Origin of the sequence: Sphingomonas sp. 2SG, assembly GCF_005503285.1 — a bacterium.
Classification (GTDB): domain Bacteria; phylum Pseudomonadota; class Alphaproteobacteria; order Sphingomonadales; family Sphingomonadaceae; genus Sphingomonas; species Sphingomonas taxi.
In genome coordinates, this window is sequence record NZ_SCMZ01000042.1 from 19,367 (window position 1) to 33,745 (window position 14,379).

Annotated in this window: 17 protein-coding genes and 1 tRNA gene; 10 read left to right on the forward strand and 8 right to left on the reverse strand. The window is 69.1% G+C overall.

What is annotated here, in order from left to right; translation table 11 throughout:
• The first annotated feature begins 10 nt into the window (after positions 1 to 10).
• The 7 genes from FFS23_RS15365 (at position 11) to fliS (ending at position 5,450) form a co-directional block, all read left to right on the forward strand.
• A complete protein-coding gene (locus FFS23_RS15365; RefSeq protein ID WP_137899284.1) occupies positions 11 to 265 on the forward strand; it encodes a flagellar biosynthetic protein FliO in 255 nt (84 codons plus the stop codon).
• A complete protein-coding gene (gene fliP, locus FFS23_RS15370) occupies positions 262 to 1,146 on the forward strand; it encodes a flagellar type III secretion system pore protein FliP (protein WP_137899285.1) in 885 nt (294 codons plus the stop codon). Before FFS23_RS15365 ends, fliP begins: the two co-directional genes overlap by 4 nt.
• Before the next feature lie 156 nt (positions 1,147 to 1,302).
• Positions 1,303 to 1,572: a flagellar biosynthesis protein FliQ gene (fliQ, locus tag FFS23_RS15375; protein WP_038664029.1), complete on the forward strand. Its 270-nt coding sequence runs from the start codon at positions 1,303 to 1,305 to the stop codon at positions 1,570 to 1,572.
• A 4-nt stretch (positions 1,573 to 1,576) separates the two neighbouring features.
• Positions 1,577 to 2,347 carry a flagellar biosynthetic protein FliR gene (gene fliR / locus FFS23_RS15380; protein WP_137899286.1) on the forward strand — a complete coding sequence of 257 codons (771 nt, stop codon included), beginning with the start codon at positions 1,577 to 1,579 and terminating at the stop codon, positions 2,345 to 2,347.
• A complete protein-coding gene (gene flhB / locus FFS23_RS15385; RefSeq protein WP_137899287.1) occupies positions 2,347 to 3,486 on the forward strand; it encodes a flagellar type III secretion system protein FlhB in 1,140 nt (379 codons plus the stop codon). Before fliR ends, flhB begins: the two co-directional genes overlap by 1 nt.
• Before the next feature lie 51 nt (positions 3,487 to 3,537).
• Entirely contained in the window at positions 3,538 to 5,052 is a 1,515-nt protein-coding gene (gene fliD / locus FFS23_RS15390; RefSeq protein ID WP_137899288.1) for a flagellar filament capping protein FliD, read from the forward strand.
• On the forward strand, positions 5,052 to 5,450 hold the full coding sequence (fliS, locus tag FFS23_RS15395) for a flagellar export chaperone FliS (protein WP_038664041.1): 399 nt from the start codon (positions 5,052 to 5,054) through the stop codon (positions 5,448 to 5,450). Before fliD ends, fliS begins: the two co-directional genes overlap by 1 nt.
• 107 nt (positions 5,451 to 5,557) lie before the next feature.
• Here the strand turns inward: fliS and FFS23_RS15400 are convergent, their stop codons facing one another.
• Genes FFS23_RS15400 through argH form a run of 5 tightly spaced genes read right to left on the reverse strand, consistent with a single transcriptional unit; the run spans position 5,558 to position 10,154 of the window.
• Positions 5,558 to 6,511 (reverse strand): zinc transporter ZntB, encoded by a 954-nt coding sequence (locus FFS23_RS15400; protein WP_038664044.1) that lies wholly within the window; start codon positions 6,509 to 6,511, stop codon positions 5,558 to 5,560.
• A complete protein-coding gene (locus FFS23_RS15405; protein WP_137899295.1) occupies positions 6,508 to 7,269 on the reverse strand; it encodes a precorrin-2 dehydrogenase/sirohydrochlorin ferrochelatase family protein in 762 nt (253 codons plus the stop codon). The genes FFS23_RS15400 and FFS23_RS15405 overlap by 4 nt, the downstream gene beginning before the upstream one ends.
• Positions 7,266 to 8,543, reverse strand: a complete 1,278-nt coding sequence (gene lysA, locus FFS23_RS15410) for a diaminopimelate decarboxylase (RefSeq protein ID WP_137899289.1) — start codon at positions 8,541 to 8,543, stop codon at positions 7,266 to 7,268. The genes FFS23_RS15405 and lysA overlap by 4 nt, the downstream gene beginning before the upstream one ends.
• A 10-nt stretch (positions 8,544 to 8,553) precedes the next feature.
• Positions 8,554 to 8,790 carry a flagellar basal body L-ring protein FlgH gene (locus FFS23_RS15415; protein WP_038664050.1) on the reverse strand — a complete coding sequence of 79 codons (237 nt, stop codon included), beginning with the start codon at positions 8,788 to 8,790 and terminating at the stop codon, positions 8,554 to 8,556.
• Positions 8,787 to 10,154 carry an argininosuccinate lyase gene (argH, locus tag FFS23_RS15420; RefSeq protein WP_137899296.1) on the reverse strand — a complete coding sequence of 456 codons (1,368 nt, stop codon included), beginning with the start codon at positions 10,152 to 10,154 and terminating at the stop codon, positions 8,787 to 8,789. Before argH ends, FFS23_RS15415 begins: the two co-directional genes overlap by 4 nt.
• A 127-nt stretch (positions 10,155 to 10,281) precedes the next feature.
• On the opposite strand from argH, the gene FFS23_RS15425 reads away from it, so the two are divergent.
• On the forward strand, positions 10,282 to 10,764 hold the full coding sequence (locus tag FFS23_RS15425) for a TlpA family protein disulfide reductase (protein WP_349303963.1): 483 nt from the start codon (positions 10,282 to 10,284) through the stop codon (positions 10,762 to 10,764).
• Positions 10,765 to 10,878: 114 nt separating this feature from the next.
• On the opposite strand, the gene FFS23_RS15430 is transcribed toward FFS23_RS15425, so the two are convergent.
• From FFS23_RS15430 to FFS23_RS15440, 3 genes are all read right to left on the reverse strand, one after another.
• Entirely contained in the window at positions 10,879 to 11,436 is a 558-nt protein-coding gene (locus FFS23_RS15430) for an isochorismatase family protein (protein ID WP_137899297.1), read from the reverse strand.
• A gap of 7 nt (positions 11,437 to 11,443) precedes the next feature.
• Positions 11,444 to 12,289 carry a DUF429 domain-containing protein gene (locus tag FFS23_RS15435; RefSeq protein ID WP_137899291.1) on the reverse strand — a complete coding sequence of 282 codons (846 nt, stop codon included), beginning with the start codon at positions 12,287 to 12,289 and terminating at the stop codon, positions 11,444 to 11,446.
• A gap of 14 nt (positions 12,290 to 12,303) precedes the next feature.
• Positions 12,304 to 12,377, reverse strand: a tRNA-Gln gene (locus FFS23_RS15440).
• 174 nt (positions 12,378 to 12,551) lie between these two features.
• On the opposite strand from FFS23_RS15440, the gene FFS23_RS15445 reads away from it, so the two are divergent.
• Positions 12,552 to 13,574, forward strand: coding sequence for a Ppx/GppA phosphatase family protein (locus FFS23_RS15445; protein WP_137899292.1), 1,023 nt, complete (start codon positions 12,552 to 12,554; stop codon positions 13,572 to 13,574).
• Positions 13,575 to 13,587: 13 nt separating this feature from the next.
• The gene (locus tag FFS23_RS15450) at positions 13,588 to 14,265 is read left to right on the forward strand and encodes an RlmE family RNA methyltransferase (protein ID WP_137899293.1); all 678 of its coding nucleotides are present in this window, start codon (positions 13,588 to 13,590) and stop codon (positions 14,263 to 14,265) included.
• Positions 14,266 to 14,379: the final 114 nt, after the last annotated feature.

Consider the following 14,379-nt stretch of genomic DNA (forward strand, 5'->3'; position numbering starts at 1 on the left):
AGGCAGACCCATGCTCTGGTCCTATATCCTCAAGCTCGTCATCCTGCTGCCGCTCGTCTGCGGGCTGATGATCGGCTGTCTCTACGCCTGGCGCAAGCTCGAGACGCGGATGCCGGGCAAGGCGCCCAACCGGCTCATCGCGATCAAGGAAACGATGATGATCTCGCCGGGCCTGCGGCTCGCGGTGCTCGATTTCGAAGGCAAGCGGCTGCTCGTCTCGGTCGGTCGCGGCGGCGTCACGCTGATCGACAAGGTGGAACAGTGAGCATCACCGTCACCCGCAACGGCCATGGCCCCGCGCTGATCCGGCCCGCACGCCCGTCGCGCCGTGGTGGCCGCGACCGTGCGCACAAATGGCTGTGGGCGATCCTCGCGATCGCACTCGCGCTGCTGATCGCGATGCCCGCCTTCGCGCAAGGCGCGCCCGCAGCGCCGGCACCCGGCGTCGGCGACGCGGTCGACCGCGCGCTGGGGCAATTGAGTTCGGGCGCCGCCTCGGGCGGTACGCAGTCGGCGCCGCTGTCGCTGTCGCTCCAGGTCCTCATCATCATGGGCCTGTTGACGATCCTGCCCGGCATATTGCTGATGATGACCAGCTTCACCCGCATCGTCATCGTTCTCGCGGTGCTGCGCCAGGCGCTCGGGCTGCAACAGACGCCGCCCAATCAGGTGCTGATCGGCCTCGCCCTGTTCCTGTCGCTGTTCATCATGGCGCCGACGATCAGCCAGATGAACACGCAGGCGATCCAGCCCTATGCCGCCGGCCAGCTCGCCGGCACGCAGATGATCGAGCGCGCCGGCGCGCCGCTCCACGCCTTCATGGTCAAGCAGACGCGGATTAAGGACGTGACGATGTTCGCCGACATGGCGAAGTCCGGCCCCTATGCCGCGCCCACTGACATCCCCTTCGCCGTGCTGCTGCCCGCCTTCGTCACCTCCGAGCTCAAGACCGCGTTCCAGATCGGCTTCCTGATGTTCCTGCCGTTCATCGTCATCGATCTCGTCGTCGCGACGGTGCTGATGGCGCTCGGCATGGCGATGCTGTCGCCGACGATCATCTCGCTGCCGTTCAAGCTGCTGCTGTTCGTGCTGGTCGACGGCTGGGCACTGACCATGGGCAGCCTCGCAAACTCGTTCGCGACGTGACCGCGCCCATCCACCCTCGCCCGTTCGCCCCGAGCCTGTCGAAGCCTGTCCTGAGCGACGCCGCAGGCGGCGTCGAAGGGGGCATGGGACACGGGTGCTTCGACAGGCTCAGCACGAACGGTGCGGATGTCGCCACCGTCGCTTCGGGATTTGCCAATGGACGCTGATTATTTCCTCACCGTCGCCAACCAGACGATGTGGGTGCTAGCGCTGGCCAGCGCACCGATCCTGATCCCGGCGCTGCTCGCCGGCCTGATCCTCGGCATGATCCAGGCGGCGACGTCGATCAACGAACAGACGCTGAGCTTCGTCCCCAAGCTCGTCGTCGTCGCCTTCTCGATCATGATCTTCGGCAGCCTGATCCTCGGCCTGCTCACCGATTTCACCGTCGGCATGTTCGAGCGCATCCCGGATCTGGTGAAGTAGACCCATGCTCGGCTTCGGCCTCGCGATCGAGCCCAAACTCTGGGCGCTGATCTTCGTCATGGTGCGGATCGGCGCGGCGTTCATCGTCGCGCCGGTGTTCGGCGCGGTGGCGATCCCCCTGCCGGTGCGCGTCGGCCTGTCCGGCGCGATCGGCATCTTCGTGCTTAACGTCCATCCGATTGTGCCGCCCGCGCAGATTTTCGCGGTCGCGACCTTCCTCGCGATCTTCGCCGAGGCGCTGGTCGGCTCGGCGATCGGCTTCATCCTCCAGATCGCCTTCGCCGCGCCGATGATCGCGTCGGAGATCATCGGCGGCTCGATGGGGATCGGCTTCGCCTCGTCGGTCGATCCGCAGAACGGCCGGTCCACGCCCGCGCTCGGCCAGTTCTTCAGCGTGATGCTGACCCTGCTGTTCCTGTCGGTCGACGGCCATCTCGTGCTCGTCGAACTGCTGGTGAAAAGCTACGAGACGATGCCGCCGGGCACCTGGATCGCGCCCGATCGGCTCAAGCAGATCGCCTTCTTCGGCGGCTATGCCTTCCTCGCCGGGCTGCTGCTGGCGCTGCCGGTCGGCTTCCTGCTGCTCTGCCTCAACATCATCGTCGGCATGGTCAGCCGCGCCGCGCCCGCGCTCAACCTCTTCTCGGTCGGCATGCCCGCCAGCCTCGCGGTCGGCGTGATCGCGCTCGCCGTCGCCTTTCCGGCGATGGGCGACTATATGCTCGTCATCGTCCGCGAGGGCCTCGCCGCGACGCAGGCGCTGGTGACCGGCTGATGTCGGAGGGCGGCGACAAGACGGAAGCCCCGACACCCAAGCGCAAGCAGAAGGCGGCGGAAGACGGCAATATCCTCAAGTCGAAGGACTTCGCCACCGCGCTGGTGGTGATGGCCGGCGTCGCCTGGCTGATCTTCGCCGGCCCCTCGCTGCTCGCGGCGTGCAAGGCGGTGATGGCGGCGAGCTTCCAGTTCGACCGCGCCGACGTCGAGGATTTCTCGCCGTGGCGGCCGTTGCAGGAAGCGGGGCTCAAGCTGCTGCCCTCGCTCATCACCCTTTTCGCGGTCAGCGTGATCGCGACGATCGTCAGCTCGGCGGGCCTCGGCTCGCTGACCTGGAACAACAAGCTGATCGCCTTCAAGGGCAATCGCATCAACCCCGCGTCCGGCCTCAAGCGCATCCTCGGGCCGCAGGGGTGGATCGAACTCGGCAAGTCGCTGCTCAAGGTCGTGCTGCTCGGCGTGATCGGCGGCTATATGCTGTGGAAGTCGAGCCGCGCGACGCTGGGCCTGACCTCGTCGAGCCTGGGCGACGCGATCACCGAGCTGGGCGGCACCTTCATCGGCATCATGATCGCGATGGCGGCGGGGCTGTTCGCGATCGCGCTGTTCGACGTGCCGGTGCAGATCATGCAATTGCTCAGCAAGCTGCGCATGACCAAACAGGAAGTGCGCGACGAGCACAAGGAAACCGAGGGCTCGCCCGAGGCCAAGGGCCATCAGCGCGCGATGCAGCGCGCGATGGCGACCGGCGGCGTCCGCAAGGCGGTGGCAGAGGCGCATGTCGTGCTCACCAACCCGACGCATTTCGCCGTCGCGCTGCGCTACGATCGTGGCCAGGACCAGGTGCCGGTGGTCGTCGCCAAGGGCCGCGGTGCCACTGCGCTGGCGATCCGCGAGGCGGCGGGCGAGATGCGCGTGCCGGTGCTCGAATATCCGATGCTCGCCCGTGCGGTCTATTACACCAGCCGCGAGGGCCAGGAGGTGCGCGACGATCTGTACGTGGCGATCGCTACCGTCCTCGCCTTCGTCTTCAACGTCAACGCCGCGGCGGGCGGCGTCGTCCAGCCGCCGATCGACGTGCCCGAGGGCGCACGGTTCGACGAGCACGGCATCAAGATTACCGGGAAAACCCCCTAAATTGTGCCGCCCCACGGCCGTTTAGAGGAATGAAGCGCGCGGAGTTCGACGATGACCACGACCACTGCCACGACGAGCACGCCCACACCGACGGCCACGTCGACGACCGCGACCAGCAGCGCCGGCGTCACCCGCAACACCGCGCAACAGGTTCTGACCTCGCTCAGCACCGGCTCGGGCATCGACACCGCCTCGCTGGTGACGGCGCTGGTACAGGCGCAATTCGCCGCCAAGAATGCCGCGATCACCGCCAAGAACACCACGCTCACCGCCCAGATTTCCGCGGCGAGCACGCTCAAGAGCACGATCGCCAATTTCTCGACCGCGCTCGGCTCGCTGAGCGGCGGCGGCACGTTGCAGACGCAGCCGGTCAGTTCGAACCCGACCGCGCTCGGCGTCTCGGCGATCAGCGGCACCAAAACCGGCAATCTGTCCTCCAGCGTCACCGTGACCGCGCTCGCCGCGGCGCAGGGGTCGCGCTCGACCGCGGTCGCCGACCGGACCGCGACGATCGCCACCGGCACGCTGACGCTCAAGCTCGGCACCGCCACCTATAGCAGCGACGGCACGTCGATGACCGGCTTCACCGCCAATGCCGGCTCGTCGGTGTCGATCAACGTCACCGACGGCAGCCTCGACGGCATCGCCAGCGCGATCAACGCCGCCAAGGCCGGCGTCACCGCCAGCGTCATCACCGACCAGGACGGCAAGGCGGTGCTGTCGCTCAAGGGAACCACCGGCGCGACGCAGGCCTTCACGTTGCAGGCCGACGATTCGAGCAGCAAGCTCGCCGACTTCAACGTCGGTTACGGCACCGGCGCGACCAAGACCACGCTCACCGGCACCGCCGCCAATGCGCAGCTGACCGTCGACGGCGTCTCGGTCCAGCGCAGCAGCAACACGATCACCGATCTCGTCACGGGCGTGAAGCTGCAACTGAATGCAGTGACCAGCGGCCCGGTGTCGCTGACCAGCAGCCGGCCGACCAGCGCGCTGACGCAGGCGGTCAGCGATCTGGTCGACACCTACAATCAGGTCTATGCGAGCGCCAAGAGCCTGACCGATACGGGCACCGGCGACCTCAAGTCGGATACCGCCGCCAAGACGCTGCTGCGGTCGTTGCAGACGCTCACCACCAAGTCGCTGGTCTCCACCGGCACCAGCGGTGCGCCGACGACGCTGGCGCAACTCGGCGTCGCGACCAATCGCGACGGCACGCTGAGCGTCAACACCGCGACGCTCAACAAGGTGCTCGCCGCTTATCCCGACGAGGTCGAGGCGATGTTCGCGACCACGTCGGGCAATGCGCTCGGCCTGTCGAGCACGATCAGCGGCATCTCGCTCGCCGCGTCGAGCAGCATCACCGGGCTCGGTGCGTCGATGTCGCGCTACACCAAGGCGCAGACCGAGCTGACCGATGCGCAGGCCAAGATCACGACCCAGTCGGACGCGATGTCGACGCGGCTGACCCAGCAATTCTCGACGATGAACAGCAAGGTCGCCGCCTACAAGGCGACGCAGACCTTCATGACCAACCAGATCGCCGCGTGGAACAAGAGCAACTGATGGCCTACGCAACCGCACTTCGGGGCGACCCCTATGCCACCTATCGCCAGATCGACGTCGTCGGCCGCACCGCCGAGGCGCATGGCGCCGGCCTCGTCCAGTTGCTCTACGAGGAACTCGTCTCGGCGCTGCGTGCGGCGGCCTGGGCGGTCGAGCACGACCAGCTGCGCACCAAGAGCGAGCGCGTAACCCGCGCGACCGCGATCCTGTTCGCACTCGAATCGGGCCTCGATTTCGAGCGCGGCGGCGAAGTGTCGACCACGCTGGCGCGGCTGTACGCCGGCATCCGCCAGACGGTGATCCACGCCTCGGTCGGCTACGACCCCACCCCGTTCCGCGAGGCGGCGAGCAGCCTCAGCGAGATCGCCGAAGCCTGGCGCATCGCCCGCGCGGCTTAGGCTTCCACGCCTTCGGGATCGCTCCTGCATAGCAGCAGTCCGTTGAACCCACGCTGCTTCCGCAGGAACACGGCACCAAACCATCCTACAGCGATGGAATCTGGCGGTTACTTCTGGAACCAGTGCTTGCGCGTGAAATAGCCGAGCACCAGCACCGCGATCGCCGCGCACAGGCCCATGATCGCGTCGAACGCCCAGGGCTTTTGCGCATAGGGGAGATCGGCGACGTTCATGCCGTAGACGCCGGTGATGAAGGTCAGCGGCAGGAAGATCATTGCGATGATCGAGATGACCAGCGATCGGCCGTCGATCTGTTCGCTCCGGAGGTCGGTGAGCGCCTCGTGCATCAGCGAGGCTCGTTCCCGGATCGCTTCGAGTTCCTCGGCCATGCGCGCCGCACGATCCGCCGCGGCGGCGAGATGGCGGCGATCGTCCTCCGCCAGCCATGCGCCGGGCAGCGTCGCCAGCTTCTCCAGCGCGGCACGCTGGGGGCTGAGGAAGCGGCGATAGCCGATCGCGGCGACGCGGACGCGGGTGACGGTGCGACGCAGGTCGAAGACGCGGTTGGCGTCGAGCCGCTCCTCGCAATCGTCGAGTTCGTCCCCGAGATCGGCGACATGCGGGTCGAGATCGCTGGTGATCGCGGTCGACACCGCGGCGATGAAGTCGCCGGGATCGACGATCTCGCCGGCCTCGACCTCCTTCTCGACCTCGGCGATGCCGATCAGCGCACGCCGCGTCACCGAATAGACCCGGCCCTTGATCGCCCAGATCCGGACCGAGGCGAGCGCGTCGCCGGAGGTGACCTCTTCGGTCGAGCGACCGCGCAGGTTGAGCAGGGCACCATTGGCGAACGCCTCGCAGCGCGGCCGCGTCTCGCTCGCGGTGAGCGCATCGACGACGTAATCGTCGAGCCCCGCCTGATCGCGCAGCCACGCCTGCGCCTCCGCCTCGTTGCTGGTCAGATGCACCCAGACGAAGTCGGCGGTGCAGGACAGCGCCGCCTTGACCGCGACCCGCTCGACCTTGCCGTCGGTGATGCGATAGCCGAACCCGCTCATGCCATCGCCAGTTCGACGGTGAGGCCGTCCGACGCCGCGACCCCGGGCGTCCACGGCTGCCGTGCCGCATCGGCGCGCGCACGGTCGAGGATCGCCGCCGGCACGCCGGGATGGTGGAGCATGCGATCGGCATTGGCGAGCGCGCGTGCCTGCCGCAGGGTCAGGTCGTCGGGATCGGCGGAGGTCAGCACGATGCGGACGTGTCCGGTCGGCCGTGGCTGGTCGGCGGCGAGCCAGCGCGCGACGTCGCCCTCCCCGGCCAGCGGATCGAGCGCGCCGCCCGCCGCCATCGCCGCGCCCAGCGCCCGGCGCCGCTCGCCGCCATCGGGATAGCGCCGGCGCAATGCCGGCCGTGCCGCCTGCAGCCGCTCCGCCAGTGCGCCGAGGCCGGCGGGCAACAGCGCCTCGAGCCGCTGGCGCAGCGCCGCCGCCAGCCCTGCCGACACGCCGCCGGTGCCGATCGCGACCAGCACCGGCGCACGATCGACGATCGCCGGCGTGGTGAAGTCGCAATGCTCCGGCCGATCGACCGCGTTGACCAGCAGCCCGCGCGCCTTGAGCCGCGTCACCGCCGCCAGCGCCGCGTCCTCGTCCTCGATCGCGACGATGGCCAGCGCCGCCGCGGCCTCCTCGCCGACGATCACCGCACCGGCGCGTTCGAGCAGCCGGCGCTTGGCGTCGGCGGGCTCGCCGCTGCCGAGCAGGATCACCGGGCGGCCCGCCAGCCGCACGAACAGCGGCAGGCTGTGCAGCGTCACCGCGCCGCGCGCCCCGGCGTCAGCCATTCGGGCACGCGCTCGGCGGCGAGGATCGTCTCCGCCGCGATACGGTCGGCGACCACCGCGAACCGGTCGCCGTCGACCAGCACTTCGGGCACCAGCGCGCGGCTGTTGTAGGTCGAGGCCATCGTCGCGCCATAGGCGCCCGCGGTGCGGAACACGGCGAGGTCGCCGCTCTTCACCGCGTCGATATCGCGACCCATCGCGAAGGTGTCGCCGCTCTCGCAGACTGGGCCGGCGATATTCGCGGTCATCCGCTCGCCGCTCGGTGCGACCGCGTCGAAATCGTGCCAGGCGTCGTAGAGCGCCGGGCGGGCGAGGTCGTTCATCGCCGCATCGACGATGACATAGGGGTTGGTGACGCCCGGCTTGACCCAGATCACCTCAGTCAGCAGCACGCCCGCATTGCCGGCGATGACGCGGCCGGGCTCGAACATCAGTTCGACGTCCCAGCCTTCGGTGACGCGCGCGACCATCGCGCCGTAATCGGCCGGGCTCGGCAGCACGTCGCCCTGCTTGTAGGGCACGCCCAGCCCGCCGCCGAGATCGACGCGGGTGATCGTGTGGCCGGCGGCGCGCAGGTCGGCGACGAGCTGCCCGATCCGGCGATACGCCTCCTCCAGCCGCGAGAGATCGGCAAGCTGGCTGCCGATGTGGCAGGCGACGCCGCGCAGATCGAGGCCGTCCAGTGGCGCGAGCCGGTCGAACATCGCCGGCGCCTGATCGATCGGCACGCCGAACTTGTTCTCGGCGCGCCCGGTCGAGATCTTGGCGTGCGTGCCGGCGTCGACGTCGGGATTGACGCGGAGCACGGCAGGCGCGCGCCTGCCCTTGGCGTGGGCGATCTGCGCGAGGACGGCGCCCTCTTCCTCCAGCTCGAGGTTGAACTGGCCGATCCCCTCGTCGAGCCCGCGCGACAGTTCGGCGCGGGTCTTGCCGACGCCCGAGAAGACGATGTCCGCCGCCGGAATGCCCGCCGCCAGCGCACGCGCCATCTCGCCGCCCGAGACGACGTCGGCGCCATAGCCTTCCTCGGCGAGGACGCGCAGCACCGCGACATTGGGATTGGCCTTGATCGCATAAGCGAGATGAACGCGGCCGAGGTCCTTCAGCCCGTCGCGGAACACCTGCGCATGGCGGCGGAAGGTCGCGGTGGAATAGACGTAGACCGGCGTGCCGACCTCGTCGGCGATGCGGGTCAACGGCACGTCCTCGCAATGGAGGATGCCGTCGCGGTAATCGAAATGGTTCATCGGGCCTGGATCAATTGGGGGGCAGGTCGAAATCGTCGCTGCGCCGCTGTTCGGAATTGCTGAGCAACTCGTCGCTGCGCTGCGGCCGCTGCTGCGTCGTCGGGGTGAGCAGTTGCGCCGGGGTCGGCGTCGCCTTGGCGCCATATGGTGCGGGCGGCAACGACGCGCCCGGTGCCGGCTGCAATTGTTTGGCGGCACCGCAGCCGGCGAGCGCCAGCACCAGTGCGAGAGGAATCAGGCGCGTCATGACAGGCTCTCCCGCACAGCCGCGATCGCGGCGCGCACGTTGGCGGGCGCGGTGCCGCCGAAGCTAGTCCGGCTGGCGACCGAGGCATCGACCGACAGCACGTCGTACAGGCTCTCGTTGACCCGCGCGTCGATGCCCACGAATTCGGCATAGGGCAGTTCGTCGAGCCGCACGCCCAGTTCCTCGGCGCGCTTCACCGCGCGGCCGGTGACGTGATGCGCCTCGCGGAACGGCAGCCCCGCCTCGCGCACCAGCCAGTCGGCGAAATCGGTCGCGGTGGCGAAGCCGCTCTCGGCGAGCCCGCGCATCCGGTCGGTGCGGAAGGTCGCGCTCTCGATCATCCCGGTCATCGCCGCGATCGACAGGCCGAGCAGGTCGTGCGCCTCGAACACCGGCGGCTTGTCGTCCTGCATGTCCTTCGAATAGGCGAGCGGCAGGCCCTTCATCGTCACCATCAGCGCGGTCTGGCAGCCAAGGATGCGCCCGGCATGGCCGCGCACCAGCTCGGCGGCATCGGGATTGCGCTTCTGCGGCATGATCGAGCTGCCGGTCGACCATTGGTCGGACAAAGCGACGAAGCCGAACGGCTGCGACGCCCACAGCACGAATTCCTCGGCGAGCCGCGACAGGTGCAGGGCGGTCTGCGTCGCCGCAGTGAGATAGTCGATCGCGAAGTCGCGATCGCTGACCGCATCGAGGCTGTTGCGCGTCGGCCCGTCGAAGCCCAAGGCCGCGGCGGTCATCTGCCGATCGAGCGGGAAGCTCGTCCCCGCCAGCGCCGCCGAGCCCAAGGGACACAGGTTCATCCGCGCCCGCGCGTCGCGGAAGCGCGACACGTCGCGCGCGACCATCTCGACATAGGCCATCAGATGATGGCCGAGCGTCACCGGCTGCGCCGATTGCAGATGAGTGAAGCCGGGCATCACCGCATCGGCATGCTCCTCGGCCCGCATCAGCAGCGCCTGCGTCAGCGCGTCGAGTGCGGCGAGCACCTGGTCGATCGCATCGCGCACCCACAGACGGAAATCGGTCGCGACCTGATCGTTGCGCGACCGCGCGGTGTGCAGCCGGCCGGCGACCGGGCCGATGCCTTCCGCCAGCTTCGCCTCGGTCAGCATATGGATGTCTTCGAGCGCCAGATCCTCCGGCACGCCGTTCGCCGCATAATCGGCGGCGACGACGTCGAGACCGGCGTCGATCGTCGCGGCATCGGCGGCCGAGACGATGCCCTGTTGCGCGAGCATCGCGACATGCGCCTTCGATCCGGCGATATCCTGTCGCCACATCCGCTTGTCGAACGGGATCGATGCGTTAATCTCACGCATCACCGCCGCCGGGCCCTCGGCGAACCTGCCGCCCCACATCGAATTGGAACCGCTCATGCTCTTGGCCTCTTCCGCGCGCGTCGCGATCGTCTGTCTCCTGGCGCTCACCGCCGCGGGCTGCGATAGGCAAAGCCCGCCCCCCGAGCAAGCGAACGCGCAAGCAAACGTGACCGGCGCCTCGCCCGACGAGGCGACGGGCGCCGCCGCGACCGCGCAGATCGGCGTCGATCGCAGCCACAAGGGCGAGGCCGCGCCCGCCACCGCGTTCAAGGATGCCGCCGGCAAGCCGACGACGCTGGCGGCGTTCAAGGGCAAGCCGGTGCTCGTAAACCTTTGGGCGACTTGGTGCGGACCATGCGTCGCCGAACTGCCGACGCTGGAGGCGCTGGCGAAAAGCGGCAAGATCCGCGTCGCCGCGATCAGCCAGGACACCGGCGCCGCGGCGAAGGTGCCGGCGTTTCTGAACGCGCATGGCGCACCGACGCTGACGCCCTATCTCGACGACAAGATGGCGCTGTCGACCGGCTGGAGCGCGAATCTGCCGACGACGATCCTGTTCGATTCGGCCGGCAAGGAAGTCTGGCGCTGGAACGGCGGCAACGACTGGAACGGCGCCGCGGCGGCGAAGCTGATCGCCGAAGCGAGCTGAATGCCACCGCGCTTCGACAGGCTCAGCGCTAACGGTGAAGTGGGTGCCCCTGATCGGACCCGATTTCCTCCCGTTCGCCCTGAGCCCGTCGAAGGGCAAGTGAGACCTGATCCCTCACCCCAGCGTCACCGTCTCCACGCTGACCACCCGGGCGATCTGCGGCAGGATGTGGCGGATCGCGAAGTCGTGCAGGTCGCTGGACCGCGAGGTGCACGCATCCTCGACGATCACCACGTCATAGGACAATTCCCACGCCGTCCGCGCGGTCGATTCGACGCCGAAATTGGTCGCGATCCCGGCGATCACCACCGTCTCCACGCCGCGGCGACGCAGGTGCAGGTCGAGGTCGGTGCCGGTGAACGCCCCCCAGTGATGCTTGAGCACGACGATATCGCCGTCCTGCCGCAGCCCCTCTACCAGCGCGCTGAACGCCGGTGGCGTCCCCTCGGCGGGCAGGCGCGGCTGATCGACGTTGAGGCTCGGCATAGCTCCGGCAGTGAAGCCGACGTGGACGAGCACCACGGGCGCGCCCTGCGCCCGGAAGCGGTCGGCAAGCGTCTTGCCGGCGGCGACGACCGCCGCCGCGCTGTGCGGCCCCTTGTCGCCGGCAACGATGCCGTCCTGCAAGTCGACGAGGATGAGGGCGGTGGAGCGGGGATCGAACGTCGGCATGCCGGCTTCAACCGGCCGCATCCACCCCGGTTCCCGACAGCGCCCGCGGTACCCAGATCGCCGAGTCGTCGTCGCCGAACGCGTCCGCCTCCCCCTCCAGCGCGGTGACGCCGACCCAGGCGCAGACGATCGCATCGAGCATATCCTCATGCGCCTTGGCGGCGACGCCGGCGGGGTGATCGCCGAGCGGCGGCAGCTGATCGGCCAGCCCGTCAAAGCGCGTCGCGAGCAACGCGGCGATCCGCCGCCACTCGGCATGCAGCCGCCCGCGCCGCATTGCGAGCGGCTCACCGGGCCAGTATTTTGCGCTGTTGCTTGCCTTGTACGGCAGGCGCCGCGTCCCGCCGGCGAGCCGCACCAGCGCCGGATGCGGATAGACCTCGATCAGGCCGCCCGTGCTCGCGTCACCTGTGCGCAGCGGATAGCCCGCCGCGGCGAAGCCGGCGCACAGCGTGTCGCTGAGCGCCCCCGGCCGGTCGGCGCTCGGCGAATGCGTCGCGCAATGCCACGCCCCGAACGCTCGGGCGATCGCATTGTCCGACGGCCGCCGTGCGACGATCGGCGCATGCGCCAGCGGCATGTCGACCGCGACCAGCGCCACGGCCTTCCCCGCGATCCGCGCCGCCGCCGCGAGCAATGCCGCCGCATCCGGCAGCGACCCCCCCGGCCGCGTCGTCAGCAGCGTACCTTCGGCAAGCGCGAGAAAATGGTCATAGGACGGCGCCACCGCGCGCAGCGTCCACCGCCCCGCCTGCCGCACGGCAAGCGCGACTCCGCTCGGCCGCGTCGCGGTCCAGGCGGCGTCGATGCCGAGCACGACGTCAGCGTTCAGAGGGGGTGGGATATCGCGCATGCGGCGATGAAAACTGGATGCCCGACAAGGACTCGAACCTTGATTGACGGAGTCAGAGTCCGCTCTCTTACCATTAGAGGATCGGGCAATCGCAGGCGGCGCATTTAGGGGGCAGGTGCAGGGCTGTCAACGGGGCAAACGCCTCCGCTTGTCGCAAGCCCCGGTCCGCGCTACCTAGGGGGCAAGCACCGAGCGGGTATCGTCCCGCGACGGCAGTAGAAAACAGAAAGTCACCACGGCTATGGGGGATCGATCCGCCCGAATGCCGTACCGGCAGGAGCCCCCTGCCCGTCCGGCGCCGAGCCGGCCGCCACGCGGCCGCTGGTCCGATGCGCAGGCGTTCGCCGCGCTGGATCTCGGCACCAACAATTGCCGGCTGCTGATCGCGCGCCCGCAGGGCGACGGCTTCGCGGTGGTCGATGCCTTCTCGCGCATCGTGCGACTCGGCGAAGGCCTTGCCGCGACCGGACGGCTCAGCGACACCGCGATCGAGCGGACCATCGCAGCGCTGCGCGTCTGCGCCGACAAATTGAAGCGCCGCAACGTCACGCTCGCCCGCTCGGTGGCGACGGAAGCGTGCCGCCGCGCCGCCAACGGCACCGACTTCATCGCCCGCGCCTATGCCGAGACCGGCATCCATCTCGACATCATCTCCGCCGAGGAGGAGGCGCGACTCGCCGTGCTCGGCTGCCATGCGCTGATCGAGCCGGGCGACGACCCCGCGCTGATCTTTGACATCGGCGGCGGCTCGACCGAGCTGGTGCTGATCGACACCAAACCCGGCGCGATGCCGCGCGTGCTCGACTGGCATTCGGCGCCTTGGGGCGTGGTGTCGCTGACCGAACATGCCGGCGGCGGCGAGGGCGAGAGCGGCCGGCTGGCGGCCTATGCGCGGATGCGCGGCATCGTCGCGGAGAGCTTCGCCGGTTTCGCCGCGCGCCTGCCCAGGGAGGTGGCGCGGCCGCGCCTGCTCGGCACCAGCGGCACGGTGACGACGCTCGGCAGCGTCCATCTCGGGCTCAGCCATTACGACCGCGCGCAGGTCGACGGGCTGATCGTGCCCGCCGATGCGATGCGGCGGATCAGTGCCGACCTCGCGCGCAAATCGGTGCGCGAGCGCGCGCAGCTCGCCTGCATCGGCTCGGAGCGCGCCGATCTGGTCGTCGCCGGCTGCGCGATCCTCGAGACGATCCTCGACCTCTGGCCCGCCGAACGGCTGGGTATCGCCGATCGCGGCATCCGCGAGGGCATTTTGCGACGCCTGATGGGGAGTCCCCGACCGTGAAGAGGAATATCGCGTGAGCCGTGATGGTGGCGGCCTGCGCACGCGGGTCAAGACGGCGCGCGGCCGCACCGCGCAATCGACGCGCTGGCTCGAACGCCAGCTCAACGATCCCTACGTCAAGCGCGCGCGCGCGGAGGGCTATCGCAGCCGCGCCGCCTACAAGCTGATCGAGCTCGACGAGCGGTTCGGCATCATCCGCGGCTCGAAGCGCGTCGTCGATCTCGGTATCGCGCCGGGCGGCTGGAGCCAGGTCATCAAGCGTCGCCTGCCCAAGGCGGCGGTGGTCGGCATCGACCTGCTGCCGGTCGATCCGATCGACGGCGTGACGATCTTCGAGATGGACTTCATGGACGATGCCGCGCCGGGCAAATTGATCGAGGCGCTGGGCGGCGCGCCCGATCTGGTGCTGTCGGACATGGCGGCGAACACCGTCGGCCATCCGCAGACCGATGCGCTGCGCACGATGGCGCTGGTCGAGACCGCCCTGGCGTTCGCGGTCGAGGTGCTCGAGAAGGGCGGCACGTTCGTGTCGAAGGTATTCGCCGGCGGCGCCGACCAGCAGCTCGTCGCCGAGATGAAGCGCAATTTCGCGACGGTGAAGCACGCCAAGCCGCCGTCGAGCCGCAAGGGCTCGGTGGAATGGTTCGTCGTGGCGCAGGGGTTCAAAGGCAGGGATCGGCCAGCGGATTAGCCCCGCTAATCCGCGTCGCGGGCCGATCCACGGCCAGCGTCGCGGCACGCGACGACTGACGACGCGGCTTTGCCGCGGCGGGGGCCGAGACGTCGCCCCACCCCTACCCCCGTC

What these genes read in the sequence shown, in the direction of transcription:
- fliR (WP_137899286.1), top strand. Translation starts at nt 1,577, where the DNA reads ATGCTCGGCTTCGGCCTCGCGATCGAGCCCAAACTCTGGGCGCTGATC.
- FFS23_RS15445 (WP_137899292.1), top strand. Translation starts at nt 12,552, where the DNA reads ATGCCGTACCGGCAGGAGCCCCCTGCCCGTCCGGCGCCGAGCCGGCCG.
- fliD (WP_137899288.1), top strand. Translation starts at nt 3,538, where the DNA reads ATGACCACGACCACTGCCACGACGAGCACGCCCACACCGACGGCCACG.
- FFS23_RS15435 (WP_137899291.1), bottom strand. Translation starts at nt 12,289, where the DNA reads ATGCGCGATATCCCACCCCCTCTGAACGCTGACGTCGTGCTCGGCATC.
- FFS23_RS15365 (WP_137899284.1), top strand. Translation starts at nt 11, where the DNA reads ATGCTCTGGTCCTATATCCTCAAGCTCGTCATCCTGCTGCCGCTCGTC.
- flhB (WP_137899287.1), top strand. Translation starts at nt 2,347, where the DNA reads ATGTCGGAGGGCGGCGACAAGACGGAAGCCCCGACACCCAAGCGCAAG.
- FFS23_RS15400 (WP_038664044.1), bottom strand. Translation starts at nt 6,511, where the DNA reads ATGAGCGGGTTCGGCTATCGCATCACCGACGGCAAGGTCGAGCGGGTC.
- FFS23_RS15415 (WP_038664050.1), bottom strand. Translation starts at nt 8,790, where the DNA reads ATGACGCGCCTGATTCCTCTCGCACTGGTGCTGGCGCTCGCCGGCTGC.
- fliS (WP_038664041.1), top strand. Translation starts at nt 5,052, where the DNA reads ATGGCCTACGCAACCGCACTTCGGGGCGACCCCTATGCCACCTATCGC.
- lysA (WP_137899289.1), bottom strand. Translation starts at nt 8,543, where the DNA reads ATGAACCATTTCGATTACCGCGACGGCATCCTCCATTGCGAGGACGTG.
- argH (WP_137899296.1), bottom strand. Translation starts at nt 10,154, where the DNA reads ATGTGGGGCGGCAGGTTCGCCGAGGGCCCGGCGGCGGTGATGCGTGAG.
- fliQ (WP_038664029.1), top strand. Translation starts at nt 1,303, where the DNA reads ATGGACGCTGATTATTTCCTCACCGTCGCCAACCAGACGATGTGGGTG.
- FFS23_RS15430 (WP_137899297.1), bottom strand. Translation starts at nt 11,436, where the DNA reads ATGCCGACGTTCGATCCCCGCTCCACCGCCCTCATCCTCGTCGACTTG.